Origin of the sequence: Agrobacterium tumefaciens (assembly GCF_009649785.1) — a bacterium.
GTDB classification, from domain to species: Bacteria; Pseudomonadota; Alphaproteobacteria; order Rhizobiales; family Rhizobiaceae; genus Agrobacterium; species Agrobacterium tumefaciens.
In genome coordinates, this window is the sequence record NZ_WJOK01000012.1 from 48,454 (window position 1) to 65,775 (window position 17,322).

Below are 17,322 nucleotides of genomic sequence, written 5' to 3' on the forward strand. Positions count from 1 at the left end.
AGGTCCACCTCATGGCAAATATCCGCAATTGCGATCTGGCGCTCCACGGCGTCTGGCAGGAAAGCTGCGCCTATGGCGGCGAGGGCAGGCTGGAGGCCGCACCCGAGATAAAATCGCGGGCCGACAAGCTGGCTGCCGAAGATGCGGCGCGCAATGGCAATCTGCGGCAATTGCTGAACGAGCTGACGGTGGAGATGCGCGAACAGTTCTGCATGTACCGCAACCTGCGGCAGACAAGCGAAGCGGCATTTTTATCAACGGTGGAGGATGCCTCGGGCAAACAGGCGCGCGCCGACGTGAAGGCCGCAACGGATCAGCTTTCGCTGATTGTGCGCACACTGGAACGGATCGATGCCCTGCAACGGGTGCTGGCAGAAGAGAGGCAGGCTCTTGCCGGCGAGGACGAAGCCGATACCGAAGATTACGAAATGGCGGTGGCGCATTTCCTCAAACGCATCGACGAACTGGCAGAACAGAAATGCCGCGCGAGGCTGGAGGCAGATCTGGCTCGTAGTGCATCTACAGAAGCTGACACATGACGGATGTTTCGAGCGAACCCCAACTGCAAAAGCAGGTCTTCACCCTTCTGCGCGACTGGCGTTTCATCGGCAACCTGCCGCAACAGCCGCCTGAGGGTGACTGGCGGACGTGGCTTCTGATCGGCGGGCGCGGATCCGGCAAGACCCGCGCCGGGGCCGAATGGGTGCACAGGATTGCGTCCGCCGGCAAGCAATCTGATTTGCGCATCGCGCTTGTTGCGGAAACCCTGGGGGATGCCCGTGAGGTGATGATCGACGGCATTTCCGGTATCTGCCGTATCGCCCGCCGTTGCCGCCCCGCCTTCGAGGTATCGCGCCGCCGGCTCATCTGGCCAAACGGGGCCATGGCGCAGGTGTTTTCCTCTGAAGACCCAGAAAGCCTGCGCGGCCCGCAATTTTACATGGCTTGGGCCGATGAACTTGGAAAATGGAAATATCCGCAGGAAACATGGGACATGCTGCAATTTGGTCTGCGTCTGGGTGAGGCCCCACGGCAATTGGTGACGACGACGCCACGGCCCATTCCGCTCCTGAAGGCGCTTCTCGCCGACCCTTCGAGCCGGGTGGCCAAAATGCCGACGGCGATGAATGCGCAAAATCTCTCACCCGGTTTCCTGAAAGCCATGCACGACCGTTACGGCGGCACGCGGCTGGGGCGTCAGGAAATCGGCGGCGAACTGATTGATGAGCGCGAAGGCGCGCTGTGGAAACGTGCCGATCTGGAAGCGATTGTGGAAACTGACCATGAGCCGCTGGCGCGGATCGTGGTCGCGGTAGACCCGCCCGCCGGTATCGGTGAAAATTCCTGCTGCGGTATCGTGGCGGCCGGGCTTGGCATATCAGGCAAGTTGGTCGTGCTTGCGGATTGTTCGGTGGAAGGTGAAACACCGGCCGGCTGGGCGCGGGCCGTTGTCGCTGCCGTTCGCCGTCATGAGGCCGACCGGGTGGTGGCGGAAGTCAATCAGGGCGGCGAGATGGTGCGGGCAATGTTGCAGAGCATAGACGCCAATCTGCCGCTGACCCTGGTGCGGGCAAGCCGGGGAAAGTTCACCCGCGCCGAGCCGGTGGCGGCACTCTACGAACAGGGCAGGGTGCACCACGCCGCACGGTTTGAAAAACTAACCGACCAGATGGCGGATTTCGGACCCGACGGTCTTTCATCCGGACGCTCGCCCGACCGGCTGGATGCGCTGGTTTGGGCAATAACGGCGTTGACGACGACTGTGGCGAGTGAGCCGAGGGTGCGCGGAATGTGATATCGGCGATTATTGGCCCCATGAATGAGAGCCAATTGCCCATCTAGCCGATGCATATTGGTTCTTCTCCCCGGCGGGGAGAAGAAATCCGGGTCGCCGTTAACGCCCAAAATCGGACGTCTGGCAGATCCTACTTCTTCGGAGACTGCGCGGGTTTCGGCTGAGAACCGGTTTCGCGCATCTGGCGCCACTCGTTTTCGAGCCGGTCATAAACGGTCTGGGGGATTGTCGCTGTCATGGTGGCATTCCTCCTTGAATGGTCAACGCTGCGGAAGTGCGCGGTGAATGGAGTTAGCGCGCTAAGGTTCCGCAACTCAAGGAATTTTTTACCTCAAAACCCCGGTCAGCGGATTAAAATCGATTAGGATTTTTTCAAATCGATTTAGTTCTGACGGCCGTCATGTGGAAAAAACAAAGGGTGATATCGCCCCCGATTTTCAGGAGCCGGCTGTGGCCTATGACGAGGCGCGATTCTTCGCGTCGGTGCGAATTTCCATCTACGGTGGTCGCCTGCGAGCTGCACAGCTTGACGGGACGAAGACGATCCTGGCCGGCTTCGGCAAGGCCCTGCCGGGCGGTGATCCCCGCTGGCTCGCCTACATGCTGGCCACCACTTTTCACGAGACGGCTGCGACCATGCAGCCGGTGCGCGAGACATTGGCGGCAAACGATGCCGAGGCTATCGCAAGGCTGGACCGGGCCTTTGCAGCAGGCAGGCTGCCCATGGTGCGCAAACCCTATTGGCGGCCAGACGCCGACGGCAAAAGCTGGCTCGGGCGCGGTTTCGTGCAACTGACGCATCGCCGCAATTACGAGGCCATGTCGCAGCTGACCGGTGTGGACCTTCTGGAGCGTCCCGAGCGCGCCATGGAACCGGATGTGGCAACCGCGATCCTGATCCACGGCATGATAGCCGGCAGCTTTACCGGCCGGAAACTTGCCGATGTGTTCGAGGGCAAGCGTGAGGATTGGGAGGGCGCGCGCGCCATCATCAATGGCCGCGACCGGGCGCGGCTTGTCGGGGACTACGGCCGGGCATTTCATCGCGCCCTTTTGGCGGCGCGGATTGAACCGGCGCGGGCCAGATGATAACCCGTTAGCATGCGCCGCAAGGGCCAATTTCGAATTTTGCATGACAGGTGACACCGTGATCCGCCATATCGTTTTTTTCACCGTTCCCGAGGAAAACCGCGACGCCGTGCGCAAGGGGCTCTCCGGCCTCACCGCCATACCGCATTCGCTGAAGCTCGAAATCGGCGAGAATGTGAAGAAGGACCAATGGGGCAATTCGGTCGATTTCATCGTCTATGGCGAGTTCGAAAACGAGGCGGCGCTCGCGGCCTACAAAGCCGACCCCGCTTATGATCTTTCGACGCGTACGGTGAAGCCGCTGCGCGAGACGCGGGTTGCCGCTGATTTCAACAGCGATACGGCAGTGAAAGCGCCAATCCGGTAAGTTTCGTCAAGACTCGGGCTCTCGATCCTCATTCCTGTGCTTGTCACAGGAATCCAGTCGACGCGCGTCTGCACGGCGAAACGAGTGCTTTCAGTCCAAAAACTTGGGCTGGCTGAATCCCTGTGACGAGCACAGGGATGAGGGCCTGGCGGGAAACTGAGCCCGCATTAAAACAAGGATAATTCCATGCGATTTCCGTTTTCCCTGCCGTGGCGGCGCCCGGCGGATGGCAGAGCCGTGCCTGAACGCAAGACAGCGGCGGGCGGCTTCATGGCGGTTGCGGCGCAGGGTGGGCAGGCATTCTGGACCGGCCGCTCCTATGCCGCACTCGCCCGCGAGGGCTTCATGAAAAACCCGGTAGCGCACCGCGCCGCCCGCATGGTGGCAGAAGCCTCCGCATCGGTGAGCTGGCTGCTTTACGATGGCGATGAGGAGATCGGCGATCATCCGCTGCTCGCACTTCTAGGCAAGCCCAGCGCTCATATGGGTGGGCCGGACTTTTTCGAGACGCTGTATGGCCATCTGATGTTGGCTGGCAACGCCTATATCGAGCCGCTAGTGGTCGGCGAACGACTGCGCGAGCTGCATCTTCTACGGCCGGACCGGGTGAGCATCATCGAAGGCGAGGATGGCTGGCCCGTGGGTTACGATTATCGTGCCGAGGGCCGCGCCATCAGGCGCATTGCTGCTGAACGAGACGGGCTGGGGCTGCTGCACCTGAAGCTTTTTCATCCGCTGGACGATCGGGCCGGGTTCGCTCCCCTTGCTTCGGCGGGCGCGGCTCTCGATCTCCACAATGCCGCAAGCCAGTGGAACAAACGTCTGCTCGACAATTCCGCTCGCCCTTCCGGTGCACTGGTCTATCAGCCGAAAGAGGGTGGCAATCTCTCCACCGAGCAATATGAGCGGCTGAAGCGCGAGCTGGAGGAAGGTTATCAGGGCGCGATGAATGCAGGCAGGCCGCTTCTTCTGGAAGGCGGTCTCGACTGGAAGGCCATGGGGCTTTCGCCGCGCGATATGGATTTTCTGGAGGCGCGCAACGGTGCGGCACGCGACATCGCGCTTGCACTCGGCGTACCGCCAATGCTGATCGGCATTCCCGGCGACAATACCTATGCCAATTACCAGGAGGCAAACCGCGCTTTCTATCGTCTCACCGTGCTGCCGCTCGTCAACCGCACGGCGGCACGGCTCTGCGGCTGGCTATCGCCGATTTTCGGCTCCGGGCTGCGGCTGGAACCGGATCTTGACAGGATCGCCGGTCTTGCCGGTGAGCGGGACGCTCTGTGGACAAGGATCGGCGCAGCGTCGTTTTTGACCGACGAGGAAAAGCGGGAGGCGGTGGGGTATTAGCCACCGTGCTTGAGCCACCGGGCTGCGTCTTCGACCAATTTCTGAACCAGCGGAATCGTTTTGTGAGGTTCGCCGTTCAAGCGATTCTGAAGACTCGCGAAATGGCGTTTTGAAACTGCACACCCGACCTGCGGGCGACGCGTTGCGTCTGTCCGATTTTTCACATCCTAAACCGGAATGATTACCCATGTCTGAATTCGCCAATGAAGGCGGCATCTGGGCCGCCCGCATCACCGGTGCCGTCGCAGGCGCGGGTGTGTCGCTCGTCTACCTCCTGCCGAAAAGCAAACGCGAGGCGGCGAGCCGTTTCGTGACCGGCGTCTCCTGCGGCATGATCTTCGGCGGCCCCGTGGGCCTGTGGATCGTGCAGCAACTCGAGATTGCCGGCGCGCTTTCCGGCCGGGAAATCATGGTGGCGGGCTCCGCCGCTGCCAGCATGGTGGCCTGGTGGGGGCTTGGCCTGCTGGTGCGCGTGGCCGACCGCTACAACGCCCGTCCGCGCGCTTAGCCTCGACGCGGCACCCCTTTTCACATCGTAGGAGTTTCCCATGCACGTCTATCGCGGGCCGCGCCCCGCCACGCGCAAATTCGCCAATCTGGAACTGCGCGGCATAGCTGGCGACGGCACGTTTTCCGGTTATGCCAGCGTCTTCGGCGAGGTCGATCTCGGCCGCGACGTGATCGAGCGCGGCGCTTTCCGCCGCTCCATCGAGGAACGCGGTGCGGGCGGTATCCGGATGCTCTACCAGCACGATCCGGCCGAGCCGATCGGCGCATGGCGCACCATCCGCGAGGATGAGCGCGGGCTTTACGTGGAAGGTGTTCTCGCCCCCGGCGTCGCCCGTTCGCGCGAGGTCCATTCGCTGATGAAGACAGGCGCGCTGGACGGGCTTTCGATCGGTTTTCGCACGGTACGTTCCAGCAAGGAGGGGCGCTCCGGCAAGGCGGCACGCTCTGGCGTCAGGCGCATTCTTGAGGCCGATCTCTGGGAAATCTCTGTGGTGACCTTTCCGATGCTGCCGTCCGCGCGGGTATCGGATGTCAAACACGCCCGCTTCTTCCGCGACCGCGAAACCGAGCTGGTGCGCACCATGCGCCGCGCGGCGCGTTCGCTTTTCGACACAGCCTTCAAACGCTGACTTCCTCCCAAACACTTCCGAAAACAAGGATGGCGACATGACAGACCAGATGACAAAATCGGCCGCAATGACGGTTGCGCCGCAGGTGAAGGCCGTGCCCGATACGATGACGGCGGCCTTCGACGAGTTCATGGAGGCCTTCGAGACCTTCCGCGACACCAACGACCAGCGGCTTTCCGATATCGAACGCAAGATGGGGTCCGACGTCGTGACCCGCGACAAGCTCGACCGCATCGACAAGGCGCTCGATGACAACCGCAAGATCATGGACGATCTGGCGCTTAAGAAAGCGCGCCCGGCGCTCGGCCGCAAGCAGGCGCATTCCCTCGATACGGATGAGCACAAGGCCGCCTTCGAGGCCTATATCCGCCGGGGTGAGGAGGGCGCGCTGCGCGATCTAGAGGCCAAGGCCTTTGCCGGATCGACAGGCGCCGATGGTGGTTATCTGCTGCCCACCGAAACGGATGGCGAGATCGGCCGCCGCATGACGGCGATTTCACCGATCCGGTCGCTTGCGACCGTGCGGCAGGTTTCCACTGCCGTGCTGAAGAAGCCGTTTTCGCCGGGTGGATTTGCCACCGGCTGGGTTTCTGAAACTGCGGCTCGCCCCGAGACGACGACACCGAAGCTCTCCGAACTTTCCTTCCCGACTATGGAACTCTACGCCATGCCTGCCGCAACCCAGGGGTTGCTGGATGATGCGGCCGTGGATATCGAGGCCTGGATCGCCTCGGAAGTGGACATTGCCTTTGCAGAACAGGAGGCAGCGGCGTTCATCGCCGGCGACGGTACCAACAAACCGAAGGGTTTCCTCTCCTATACGGCCGTCGCAAATGACAGCTGGAGCTGGGGTAATATCGGTTATGTCGCCACCGGTGTTGCGGGTGGCTTCGCCTCCGCGGGGCCAATGGATGTGCTGCTGGATGCCGTCTATGGACTGAAGGCAGGCCACCGCCAGAACGGCAACTTCGTGATGAACCGCAAGACGCAAGGCGCGCTGCGCCGCTTCAAGGATACCAGCGGCGCCTATCTCTGGCATCCGCCCGCTGCCGCCGGGCAGGCCGCCTCGCTGATGGGCTTTCCCGTGATGGAGGCCGAAGACATGCCGAATGTCGCGGCAAACAGCTTCGCCATCGCTTTCGGTGATTTCCGCGCCGGTTACCTCGTGGTGGACCGCACCGGCGTGCGCATCCTGCGCGATCCCTATTCGGCAAAACCCTATGTGCTGTTCTACACCACCAAGCGCGTGGGCGGCGGCGTGCAGAACTTCGAGGCGATCAAGCTGGTGAAGTTCGGGGTGAATTGACCGCAATCTTCCCCGTCACCCCGGACCAAGTCGGGGGTGACGGCGTGCGGATGCTACATTTTCGCCAAACGCTTTCGGCCGGAATTCTTTCTGTCCCATATCCGGAGACCCCATGACCTATGCCCTCATTCATCCGCCGCAGGCGGAGCCGCTGACGCTTGCCGAGGTGAAGGCGCATTTGCGTCTCGACGGCGGCGACGAGGATGCGCTGCTGGCTGCGCTGATCCGTACCGCCCGCGAGCATCTGGAACGTACGACAGGACTTTGCCTGATACGCCAGACCTGGCGGCTCTATCTCGACCGGTGGCCGCCGAGTGGCATGATTCTGATTGGTAAGGGACCGGTGCAAACCATCGAAACGATTCTGGTTTTTGACGGTCAAGGGCGCGCGGCCGACATCACAGCCGCCGACAGGTTGCTTGACGGCGAGGCGCGCCCGGCGCGGCTGTGGCTGCGCGACCCGCCAGCCCCCGGACGGGTGATGAACGGCATCGAGATCGACTTCATTGCCGGTTACGGTGAGGCGGGAACCGATGTGCCCGATACGCTGAAACGCGCCATGCTGATGCATGTGGCCCAGATGTTCGCCTTCCGCGGTGCCGTTGCTCCGGAGAATCAACCCGCAGCGGTTCCGGCCAGTTACGAGCGGCTGGTGTCGCCGTTCTGCCGTGTGGGGCTCTGAGCCATGAACCTCGTTTTTCTCGACCCCGGCAAGCTTACGGCGCGGTTGGAGCTTGAGGTGCGCAGTGAGGTACCGGATGGGCAGGGTGGGGCCGCGGAAAGCTGGAGTTTCCTGCGTTCGCTCTGGGCGGCTATCGAACCTGTTTCGAATGCCTCGCATGAGCGGGCCTCGGCTGAGGGCGTAACAATCACCCACCGCGTCTGGCTGGTCTGGCGCAGCGACATTGTTGCCGGCATGCGCTTTCGCAAGGGACGGCGCATTCTGGCGATCCGGGCCGTGATGGATCCGGACGAGACCCGCCGTTTCATCGTCTGCCGCTGTGAGGAGGAAAGCCCGTGAGTGCCGCAAATGTGCTTCTACAGGCGATTTTCGCAAGACTTTCCGGCGACGCTGCTCTGACGGAGCTCATCCCCGGCGGTATCGTCGACCGGCTTTTGCCGCGCGCCGTCCTGCCCTTGATCGTTATCGGCGAACTTGAAAGCCGCGATTACTCGACGGCGACGGAAAAGGCCGAAGAACATTTTCTGTCGCTGGACATCTGGAGCGATGCCAATGGCCGCAGGTGCGCGGGTGAGATTGCCGGGCGGGTGAAAACCCTGCTCGACGATGCCGCCCTCCCGCTTGTCGGTATCTCGCTCGTCAATCTGCAGCTTCTCTCGAGCCGTTCGCGGCGCGAGCCGAAGACACGGAACTTCCTCGCAGAAATGCGTTTCAGGGCGGTAACGGAATAGGGTCGGTTCAGGAATTCTGTTTGCGCACGGTGCGCCAGAGCACGATCAGCAGCAGAAACGAAATGCTGATCAGCACGGCGGCGATGGTGAGCATGGCCGCCACCCCGCCGCGATCCAGCGCCAGCGTGAAAATGACGGGCGCCACGGCAATCGCAAGGTTCTGCGGCAGGGAGATACGCGCGGCCTGAAGGCCATATTGTTCCGGTGAAAATACCGCGAGCGGCAACACCGCGCGACTGACGGTGAGCACGCCCGCGCCAAAGCCGAAGAAAATGATGAAGCCGATGAAAGCGGGCATGGCCGGGGCAAAAACGAGCAACAGCACGAAGGATGCGAGCAGCATACCTAAGCCGATCATGCAGGTGACGAAGGGATTGCCGTGTTTTCCAAGCAGAAAATCCAACCCGCGCGCCATGATCGCAAGCACGCTGCGCACGGCTGCCAGTTGCACGGCGAGCGATTGCGATGCGCCGGCATGGACCAGCAGCAGAGGCAGGAGCGGCGAAAAGCCAAAGGCTGTGAAGGCGCTAAGCGTCGTCATTGCCGCCAGAAGCAGAAAGGCGCGCCGCGTATCGACAGGCGATGTCGAGACCGCAGCGCCTTTCGAAGTGCCCTGAGTATTGCTCGTCCTTCGTCCGGGAAGGACAAAAACATAGAGTGGGAGAAGCACGAATATCTGCAGACAGGCATATACCAAAAGGGTGCCGCGCCAGCCCAGGTGCTGATCTGCGACGGTGGTGACGGGCAGGAAAACCGCTGCCGAAAGTCCGGTAAACACCATCAGAAGCGTCAGCGACCGGCCACTTTCCGCGCCGACACGTTCCACCACAGCCGTATGGGCCGCCGTCGTCAGGCCGCAGGTCGCGGCCAGACCCATCACGATCCAGCCGAGGACGTAGCTGATCACGCCGCCCGCAAAGGCGAGCACGACAAAACCCGCCGTGAAGAGCAACGAACCCGCCACAAGAACAGGGGCGGCACCACGGCGCACCAGCGTTCTTCCCAGAAGCGGGCCGCAGAGGGCGCTGATCGTCATCATGACGGTGAGACCGGCAAAAACGACCTCGTTTGCGATGGCCAGTTCCTGTCCGATGCGTGGCCCCAGTATGGCCAGCATGTCGAAACCGGTGCCCCAGCTGACGACCTGCCCAACCGCAAGCACGCCGATAAGGCGCGCGCGAGACGTGAAGGGGGTGGCATCAGACATGATGAAAATCGCGGGTGCGAGATGCGGGAATGCTCTTGGTAGCAGGCCAGTTGCGACCCGGCAACATCAAACGAGACGACATCAATCGAAACGAGAGGGAGAACACCATGGTGGCGCACAAGGGCAAGGACCTGCTGCTGAAGTTCAACAACGCCGGCTCCTATGTGACCGTGGCGGGGCTCAGAACCAAGCGTCTGGCCTTCAACGCGCAGGCGGTTGATATTACCGACGGCGAAAGCGCCGGGCGCTGGCGCGAGCTTCTGGCCGGCGCCGGCGTGCAGCGGGCATCGCTGACGGCGTCGGGCATCTTCAAGGATCAGGCAAGCGATGCACTGGTGCGTGGCGCATTTTTCGCCGGCTCCATTCCGGGCTGGCAGATCGTCATTCCTGACTTCGGCACGATCACCGGGCCGTTCCAGATCGTCGCGCTCGAATATTCCGGTCGCCACGATGGCGAAGTGCAATTCGAGACCGCGCTGGAATCGGCCGGTTTCCTTAATTTCGGAGCACTTTGATGCCGCAAGGGTTACGTTACGGGCGGGCGAACCGCCATCGCGGCGAGATCGAGGCGCTGATCGATGGCGAAAGGCGCGTTCTTTGCCTGACGCTCGGCGCTCTCGCCGAACTCGAAACCGCCTTTCAGGCCGATGATCTCACCGCGCTCGCCGAACGTTTCGCAGCCGGACGTATGAAGGCGGCCGATATGATACGGGTGATCGGCGCCGGTCTGCGCGGCGCGGGCAACGTGTTTTCCGATGAGGACGTGGCCGCAGCCACGGTGGAAGGCGGCGTTGCCGGCCACGCCGCCATCGTCGCCGATCTCCTGACAGCCACCTTTGCCGGTTCGAGGGGCACACCGCCGGACCCTTGAGTGCCGCAGCAGGTGAGGTGGGCGATCTGACGCCGCGTCCTTTTCCCTGGGAGGCGGTAATACACACCGGTTTCCACCTGCTGCGGCTTTCCTCCGAAACCTTCTGGCAGCTGACGCCAAGGGAATTCTTTGCCATGACCGGCGGTATCCGCCCCGCTTTCCACACCCTCGACCGCCCGGCGATGGATGCGATGATGCGGCGGTTTCCGGATGGGTGAGTGTGGTTTGCTATTTTGGGGGACCTGCATCTTTCGTGAAAACCACCAGGCAATTCAAACATCTACGGCTCCGTTTTGAATCAGAAAGGCAAGCGTGATGGCAGGCGAAGTATCGATTGCGGACAGTCGCGAGGAAGCGGAAGCGCTTTCGGAGGTGATGGGTGATCTCGAACGGCGTTCCGAGCGGTTCGGGGCGGCGTTGACTTCTGCCATGCAGGCCGCGGTGACGGGCGGCAAGGGGTTGGATGAAGTGTTGCGCGGGCTTGGCGAACGGCTCTCCGGCATTGCGCTTTCCGCCGGGCTGAAGCCGCTTGAGAACATGATCGGCAATGCCGTAGGCGGGCTTTTAAATGGCGGCGGTTCGCTGTTTGCTTTTGCCGATGGCGGGGTGCCGGGACGCAGTATCACGCCCTTTGCCGATGGCGGTGTGGTCGCAAGCCCGGCCTTCTTCCCGATGGGCGGCGGGCTTGGCCTGATGGGCGAAGCGGGTGCCGAGGCGATCCTGCCGCTGAAGCGTGGTTCGGATGGGGCGCTCGGTGTTGCCGCACCGGGGGGTGGCGGCGGCGCGCAGATCGTTTTCAATGTGACGGCGACGGACGCGGCGAGCTTCAGAAAAAGTGAAGGCCAGATCGCCGCCATGCTGGCGCGCAGCGTCGGGCGTGGCCAGCGCGGCCTGTGACGGATTGAACCTCCTCCCTGCAAGACCTCTGTGTCGAGCGTGACCCTTCCATCTTTCCCAGACTATCAAAACGAATCCAGGAACAACGACATGGCGGCATTTCATGAAGTGCGGTTTCCGCTCAGGCTGGCGCTTGGCGTAAGCGGCGGGCCGGTAAGGAGAACCGATATCGTCAACCTTTCCAATGGGCGGGAGAACCGCAACCAGCGTTGGAAGAATGCCAGACGCGCCTATGACGCAGGATCGGGCATTCGCTCCGTTGCCGATCTTTACGAGGTACTGTCCTTTTTCGAGGCGCGGCGCGGTGAACTCCATGGTTTTCGGTTTCGCGACCCGGTGGATTTCAAATCATGTCCGCCGGGCCAGACACCTGCTGCAAGCGACCAGAAGATTGGCACCGGTGACGGCACGACGACGGCTTTTCAGCTGGTGAAGACCTATGCCGATGCGGGCGGTTCCTTCACCCGGCGGGTGGCGAAGCCGGTCGAGGCTTCGGTCATCATCTCAGTCGATGGGGTGAAAGCCGTTTTGTCGGATTTTTCGGTCGACCACGCGACCGGTACGGTGACGTTTCGCGCCGGTAAGGCGCCGCCTGCCGGTGCCGCAATCCGGGCCGGTTTCGAATTCGACGTGCCGGTGCGATTTGCAATCGACCGCATCGACGTGAACCTTACCGCCTTCGAGGCGGGCCGCATTCCCTCCATTCCATTGATGGAAATCCTGCCATGAAGACCATTCCTGCCGCATTTGCCGAGCATCTGGCGGGCGAGGCCACGACCACCTGCCATTGCTGGAAAGTGACACTGAAGGACGGCGAGGTCATCGGTTTTACCGACCATGACGGGACCCTTTCCTTCGCCGGTACTGCCTACCTGGCCGCAACCGGCTTTGGTGCGAGTGACAGCGACCGCGAGGCCGGACTTGGCGCGAGTGCGGGCGAAGTGACGGGCGGCTTTTCCAGTGAGGCGATTTCCGAAAGCGATCTGGCCGCCGGACGTTTCGATGGTGCGCAGGTGGCGCTCTACCTCGTCAACTGGCAGGTGCCGGAACAGCATGTGTTGCTGAACATGCGCGAAATCGGCGAGGTGACACGGGCGGGCGGAGCGTTTCGTGCCGAGCTGCGCAGCATCGCCCATCGTCTTTCCCAGCCGCAGGGCAGGGTCTATGGGCGGCGCTGCGATGCCGCCCTTGGTGATCGGCGATGCGGCGTCGATCTCAATCGATTTACCGGCACCGGCAGCGTTGCGGGCACGGACGCGGCGGGCAACCTGCTGGTAACAGGGCTGGACGCTTTCGCCGATGGTTTCTTCAGCCGTGGGAAATTGCAGTTTCTGAGCGGCCAACTTGCCGGCAAGGGTTTCGATCTCGACGGCCACGAGAAACGCGATGGCGGCACGCTTCTGTCCTTTTGGCTCGCTCCGGAGCAACCGCCGCAGCCGGGTGATGTTTTTTCCGTCATCGCCGGTTGCGACAAGAGTTTTGCGACCTGCAAGGCGAAATTCGCCAATTACCTGAACTTTCGTGGCTTTCCGCATCTGCCGGGGGCGGATTTCGCCTATTCCTACGCCAGCAGCGGCCAGACCCATGACGGCGGGGCGCTGTTTCCATGAGCAGTACCTCAGAAAAAGTGCTGGCGCTCGCGCAAGGCTGGATCGGCACGCCCTACCGGCATCAGGCGTCGTTGCAAGGCGTTGGCTGCGATTGCCTCGGCCTTGTCAGGGGCATCTGGCGCTCGCTTTACGGCGAGGAACCGGAACTGCCGCCGCCCTACACACCAGATTGGGCCGAGCGGGGCGGCGAGGACCGGCTGCTGGATGCCGCGACACGTTATTTTTCGGCGGTGCCTGATATGGAAGAGGCGATGCCGGGCGACCTGCTGCTGTTCCGCTGGCGGGCCCATGCAGCGGCCAAACATCTCGGCATTCTCGCCGGGCCGCAGCATTTCATCCATGCCTATGAACAGGCGGCAGTGGTGCGCTCGGCGCTGGTGCCCGGCTGGAAGCGACGTATTGCCGGCGTCTTCCGTTTTCCCGAATCCTGACATTTTTCGAGGCGACCATGGCGACCATTCTCTTTCAGGCGGCGGGTGCAGCACTCGGCGGCGTTTTCGGCCCCGTGGGTGCCATCATCGGCCGCGCGGCTGGCGCGCTGGCAGGCCATGCCGTCGACCGCGCGCTGCTTTCGAACGGGCGGACGGTGTCCGGCGCCCGGCTTTCCACAGCGCGTATTCCGGGTGCGGACGAAGGCGCGGCCATCAACCGGCTTTACGGCACGGCGAGGATCGGCGGTACGCTGATCTGGGCGACGCGCTTTGAGGAAAGCGTCGAGGTGACGCGTCGTGGCGGCAAGGGCAATCGCGGCCCGAAGGTCGAGACCTTCCGCTATTTCGCCAATCTCGCCGTCGGGCTGTGCGAGGGCGAGGCGGCCATGGTGCGGCGCGTCTGGGCCGATGGGCGGGAACTGGACCTGAGCGCCATCGAGATGCGCTTTTATCCCGGCAGCGAGACGCAATTACCGGATCCGCTGATCGAGGCAAAACAGGGCGCAGGCAATGCACCCGCCTTTCGCGGTTTGGCCTATGTGGTGTTCGAACGCCTGCCGCTTGACAGCTATGGCAACCGCATTCCGCTGATGCAGTTCGAGGTGGTGCGACCGGTCGGCCGGCTGGAAAAAGCCATCCGTGCCATCACCGTCATTCCCGGTGCGACGGAACACGGTTACGCCACGGCGCAGGTTTCGGAACGCACCGGCATGGGCGAAAGTCGCATCATGAACCGCAATTGCCTGACGGCCTTGACCGACTGGCAGGCCGCGATCGACGAATTGCAGGCGCTGTGCCCCAATCTGCAAAGCGTGGCGCTGGTGGTGAGCTGGTTCGGCACCGACATGCGCGCGGGCGAATGCCGCATTCTGCCGGGTGTGGAAGTGGCGGGTCGCGACAGGGAAAGTGCAGCATGGTCCGTCGCCGGTGTTTCGCGCGGGCAAGCGCATCTCGTCAGCCATCACGGCGGCGGCCCGGCCTATGGTGGCACGCCGGATGATAAAAGCGTTGTGCAGGCGATAGCCGACCTCAAGGCGCGTGGTCTGAAGGTTTGCCTTTACCCATTCGTGATGATGGATGTGCCAGCCGGCAACGGCCTGCCGGACCCCTACGGCAAAGGCGAGCAGGACGCCTATGGCTGGCGCGGACGCATCACCTGTTTTCCGGCACCGGGCCTGGCAGGTTCGCCCGACCGCAATGCAGGCACGCGCACGGAGATTTCCACCTTCTGCAACCGCACTGAGGGGTATCGCCGCATGGTGCTGCATTATGCGGCGCTGGTGGCGCAGGCGGGTGGGGTGGATGCCTTCCTGATCGGCTCGGAGCTGCGCGGGCTGACAAGCCTGCGCGACCATAACGACGCCTTTCCTTTCGTGGAGGAACTGGTGCGGCTGGCGGCGGATGTGCGCGCCGTTGTCGGGTCGGCAACGAAACTGACCTATGGCGCGGACTGGAGCGAATATTTCGGCTATCAGCCGGCGGACGGTTCCGGCGACGTGTTCTTCAATCTAGATCCGCTGTGGGCAAGCCCTGATATCGATGCCATCGGCATCGACAACTATATGCCGCTTTCCGACTGGCGCGACGAGGATGCCGCAAACGGCAATCCTGATGGTATGAGCGGCCCGGACGATGCTAACGCCTTCCGTCGTGCCATCACGGCGGGCGAGGGTTTCGACTGGTATTACGCCAGCGATGCCGACCGCGCGGCGCGGCGGCGCACGCCCATCACCGATGGTCTCAAGGGCAAGCCGTGGGTATTCCGCTACAAGGACCTGCGAAGCTGGTGGCGGAATGTCCATTTTGACCGGGTGCGCGGTGCTGAGAAATTGACGCCAACCGCATGGGTGCCGGGGTCGAAACCGATCTGGTTCACCGAGCTCGGCTGCCCGGCGGTGGACAAGAGTGCGACGCGCCCGAATGTCTGTCCCGATCCGAAATCGGCGGAAAACGCTTATCCCTATTTTTCCCGCAGAAGCCGCGCCGACAGCCAGCAGCGACGGTTTCTGGAGGCGCATCTCGACCACTGGAGGGGGAAGGGGGATGCGGCGATGGTGGATCATAACCGCGTCTATATGTGGACCTGGGATGCGCGGCCGTTCCCCGCCTTTCCGCAGAACGGCGCGGCCTGGAGCGATGGGGCCAACTGGCGTACCGGCCATTGGCTGAACGGCCGGCTTGGGACTGCCACACTTGCCGATACCATCGCCGCGATCCTGACGGACCATGGCTTTTCCGGCTTCGACGTCTCCGCCGTCAGTGGCGATCTGACGGGATATGTGCAGGGCGACGTGACCTCGGCCCGCAACCTCCTGGAGCCGCTGATGGCGGCGTTTCAGGTGGATGTGGCCGAGGACGGCGGAACCCTGCGCTTCCGCTCTCGCAATACGGCGGTTCTGCCCGTGCGTGACGCTGCCGTGCTGGCCGATCTGGACGACGAACCGCTGTGGTCGGAAAATCGCGGCCATGACAGCGATTTCGCCGCAGAGGCCGTGCTGACCTCGTTCAATCCGGCGCTGGACTACGAGCAGGCGAGCGTGCGTTCGCGCCGTATCGACAATGCCGGCCGCCGCGTCATGCGGCTCGACCTTAACGCGGCACTCCCGGCGGAAATAGCGGAAGTCGCGGCTGAGGCCCTGTTGCGTGACAACAGGCAGGCGCAGCGCACGCTGCGTTTTGCGTTGCCGCCCGCAGATATCGCTCTGGAACCCGGCGATTGCATCCGTCTCCCGCAGAATGTGTTTTCGGAGGTTCCGGCAGGGAGGTTCCTGGTCAGCCGGATTGAGGACGGTACTGTACGGCAGGTGGAGGCGCGCGCCTTTTCCGCCGCATCCGCTGCTTTTTCGGGCGCTGTGGATGAGCGTCGTGTTGGCGTGGCAAAGGGCGCGGAAGGTTTTGCCCCGGAGGTGCTGTTTCTCGACCTGCCGCGCCATGACGGCACAGCGTCTGAAAATTCGGCGCAGATTGCCGTTTTTGCACGGCCATGGCGGCCAATCGTCGTTTCGTCCTCCGCCGGCACGGAGGGCTACCGGCAGCGCGCCGTGCTTGACCGGCCCGCGATGATCGGCACGTTGGCCATGCCGCTGACATCAGGCCCCTCCGGCCGTTTCGACCGGCAAAACACCATCCTGATCGATCTGCCATCCGGCGAGCTTTCCTCGGCCACGGAGCTTTCGGTGCTGAACGGCGAGAACCGCATGGCGGTGAGGGCCGCAAACGGTGTTTGGGAGATCATCGCTTTCGCGCGCGCAGAGGAAATTGCGCCCGCGCGCTGGCGGCTTTCCGCTTTGTTGCGTGGGCTTGGCGGCACGGAAGATGCGTTGGCCATTGGCGCGCCGGTGGGCGCCCCTGTTGTGGTGCTGGACGCGGCGGTGCAGCCGCTCGGTCTTGCCGCGACCGAACGCGGACGGCGGCTGAACTGGATCGTCGAGGCTGCGGGAATGGCGGGCGCCCCCGCCGGTCCTTTTGTCTTCGAGGGTGGCTTGCGGGCTGAAACGCCGCTCGCGCCGGTGCATCTTGCGGCCGAGCGACGCAGGGACGGCATTTTGCTGCGCTGGGTGCGCCGAGGCCGGATGGAGGCCGATGGCTGGGACGCGAGCGAGATACCGCTGGAAGAGCCGTTCGAGCGTTACCGCGTGGAGGTGCTGGATCGCGAGGCCGTTCGACGCACGGCAGAGGTCTCCGAACCCTTCTGGCTGTACCCCAAAGCGGGCGAACTCACAGATTTCCCGACCTTGCGGGATCACATTTCCGTGCGTGTCCGTCAGCTCGGCCGCGCGGTGCCTCTGGGAGTGGCGGCGCACGCCGTTCTCCCACTCTGACAACCACCTGAAAAACAACGCAA

Annotated in this window: 20 protein-coding genes; 19 read left to right on the plus strand and 1 reads right to left on the minus strand. The window is 63.0% G+C overall.

Annotated elements, in window-relative coordinates:
• Positions 1-11 precede the first annotated feature (11 nt).
• The 11 genes from GH784_RS14410 (at position 12) to GH784_RS14460 (ending at position 8,462) form a co-directional block, all read left to right on the plus strand.
• Positions 12-539: a hypothetical protein gene (locus tag GH784_RS14410; RefSeq protein WP_013635731.1), complete on the plus strand. Its 528-nt coding sequence runs from the start codon at positions 12-14 to the stop codon at positions 537-539.
• Positions 536-1,795, plus strand: coding sequence for a DNA-packaging protein (locus GH784_RS14415; protein WP_065704938.1), 1,260 nt, complete (start codon positions 536-538; stop codon positions 1,793-1,795). The genes GH784_RS14410 and GH784_RS14415 overlap by 4 nt, the downstream gene beginning before the upstream one ends.
• A gap of 450 nt (positions 1,796-2,245) precedes the next feature.
• The gene (locus tag GH784_RS14420; RefSeq protein ID WP_065705008.1) at positions 2,246-2,884 is read left to right on the plus strand and encodes a lysozyme family protein; all 639 of its coding nucleotides are present in this window, start codon (positions 2,246-2,248) and stop codon (positions 2,882-2,884) included.
• A 43-nt stretch (positions 2,885-2,927) separates the two neighbouring features.
• Positions 2,928-3,251, plus strand: a complete 324-nt coding sequence (locus GH784_RS14425; protein ID WP_003512096.1) for a Dabb family protein — start codon at positions 2,928-2,930, stop codon at positions 3,249-3,251.
• A gap of 186 nt (positions 3,252-3,437) precedes the next feature.
• Positions 3,438-4,604, plus strand: a complete 1,167-nt coding sequence (locus GH784_RS14430; protein WP_065704936.1) for a phage portal protein — start codon at positions 3,438-3,440, stop codon at positions 4,602-4,604.
• Positions 4,605-4,791: 187 nt separating this feature from the next.
• Positions 4,792-5,112 carry a DUF6107 family protein gene (locus tag GH784_RS14435; RefSeq protein WP_003512100.1) on the plus strand — a complete coding sequence of 107 codons (321 nt, stop codon included), beginning with the start codon at positions 4,792-4,794 and terminating at the stop codon, positions 5,110-5,112.
• Between the two features lie 40 nt (positions 5,113-5,152).
• A complete protein-coding gene (locus GH784_RS14440; RefSeq protein WP_065661221.1) occupies positions 5,153-5,743 on the plus strand; it encodes an HK97 family phage prohead protease in 591 nt (196 codons plus the stop codon).
• A 37-nt stretch (positions 5,744-5,780) separates the two neighbouring features.
• Positions 5,781-7,049 (plus strand): phage major capsid protein, encoded by a 1,269-nt coding sequence (locus tag GH784_RS14445; RefSeq protein ID WP_111829002.1) that lies wholly within the window; start codon positions 5,781-5,783, stop codon positions 7,047-7,049.
• A gap of 112 nt (positions 7,050-7,161) precedes the next feature.
• Complete coding sequence (locus GH784_RS14450) at positions 7,162-7,731, plus strand: head-tail connector protein (RefSeq protein WP_065704931.1); 570 nt, start codon at positions 7,162-7,164, stop codon at positions 7,729-7,731.
• Between the two features lie 3 nt (positions 7,732-7,734).
• Entirely contained in the window at positions 7,735-8,070 is a 336-nt protein-coding gene (locus GH784_RS14455; protein ID WP_065704929.1) for a phage head closure protein, read from the plus strand.
• Complete coding sequence (locus GH784_RS14460; RefSeq protein WP_065704927.1) at positions 8,067-8,462, plus strand: DUF3168 domain-containing protein; 396 nt, start codon at positions 8,067-8,069, stop codon at positions 8,460-8,462. Before GH784_RS14455 ends, GH784_RS14460 begins: the two co-directional genes overlap by 4 nt.
• Positions 8,463-8,469: 7 nt before the next feature.
• Here GH784_RS14460 and GH784_RS14465 read toward each other — a convergent pair whose 3' ends face one another.
• Positions 8,470-9,669, minus strand: a complete 1,200-nt coding sequence (locus GH784_RS14465) for an MFS transporter (protein WP_013635740.1) — start codon at positions 9,667-9,669, stop codon at positions 8,470-8,472.
• Between the two features lie 107 nt (positions 9,670-9,776).
• Between GH784_RS14465 and GH784_RS14470 the strand changes: the two genes are divergently transcribed.
• From GH784_RS14470 to GH784_RS14505, 8 genes are all read left to right on the plus strand, one after another.
• Entirely contained in the window at positions 9,777-10,184 is a 408-nt protein-coding gene (locus tag GH784_RS14470) for a phage major tail protein, TP901-1 family (RefSeq protein WP_065704925.1), read from the plus strand.
• Complete coding sequence (locus GH784_RS14475) at positions 10,184-10,540, plus strand: gene transfer agent family protein (protein WP_065704923.1); 357 nt, start codon at positions 10,184-10,186, stop codon at positions 10,538-10,540. Before GH784_RS14470 ends, GH784_RS14475 begins: the two co-directional genes overlap by 1 nt.
• The gene (locus GH784_RS14480; RefSeq protein ID WP_038490369.1) at positions 10,537-10,758 is read left to right on the plus strand and encodes a rcc01693 family protein; all 222 of its coding nucleotides are present in this window, start codon (positions 10,537-10,539) and stop codon (positions 10,756-10,758) included. The genes GH784_RS14475 and GH784_RS14480 overlap by 4 nt, the downstream gene beginning before the upstream one ends.
• Before the next feature lie 97 nt (positions 10,759-10,855).
• Positions 10,856-11,437, plus strand: a complete 582-nt coding sequence (locus tag GH784_RS14485) for a phage tail tape measure protein (protein ID WP_065704920.1) — start codon at positions 10,856-10,858, stop codon at positions 11,435-11,437.
• 90 nt (positions 11,438-11,527) lie between these two features.
• Positions 11,528-12,166: a TIGR02217 family protein gene (locus tag GH784_RS14490; protein ID WP_038490375.1), complete on the plus strand. Its 639-nt coding sequence runs from the start codon at positions 11,528-11,530 to the stop codon at positions 12,164-12,166.
• Positions 12,163-13,047 carry a DUF2163 domain-containing protein gene (locus GH784_RS14495; RefSeq protein WP_065704919.1) on the plus strand — a complete coding sequence of 295 codons (885 nt, stop codon included), beginning with the start codon at positions 12,163-12,165 and terminating at the stop codon, positions 13,045-13,047. The genes GH784_RS14490 and GH784_RS14495 overlap by 4 nt, the downstream gene beginning before the upstream one ends.
• Positions 13,044-13,478, plus strand: coding sequence for a C40 family peptidase (locus tag GH784_RS14500; RefSeq protein WP_065704917.1), 435 nt, complete (start codon positions 13,044-13,046; stop codon positions 13,476-13,478). The genes GH784_RS14495 and GH784_RS14500 overlap by 4 nt, the downstream gene beginning before the upstream one ends.
• Positions 13,479-13,495: 17 nt before the next feature.
• Positions 13,496-17,299: a baseplate multidomain protein megatron gene (locus GH784_RS14505; protein WP_153793533.1), complete on the plus strand. Its 3,804-nt coding sequence runs from the start codon at positions 13,496-13,498 to the stop codon at positions 17,297-17,299.
• Positions 17,300-17,322 lie beyond the last annotated feature (23 nt).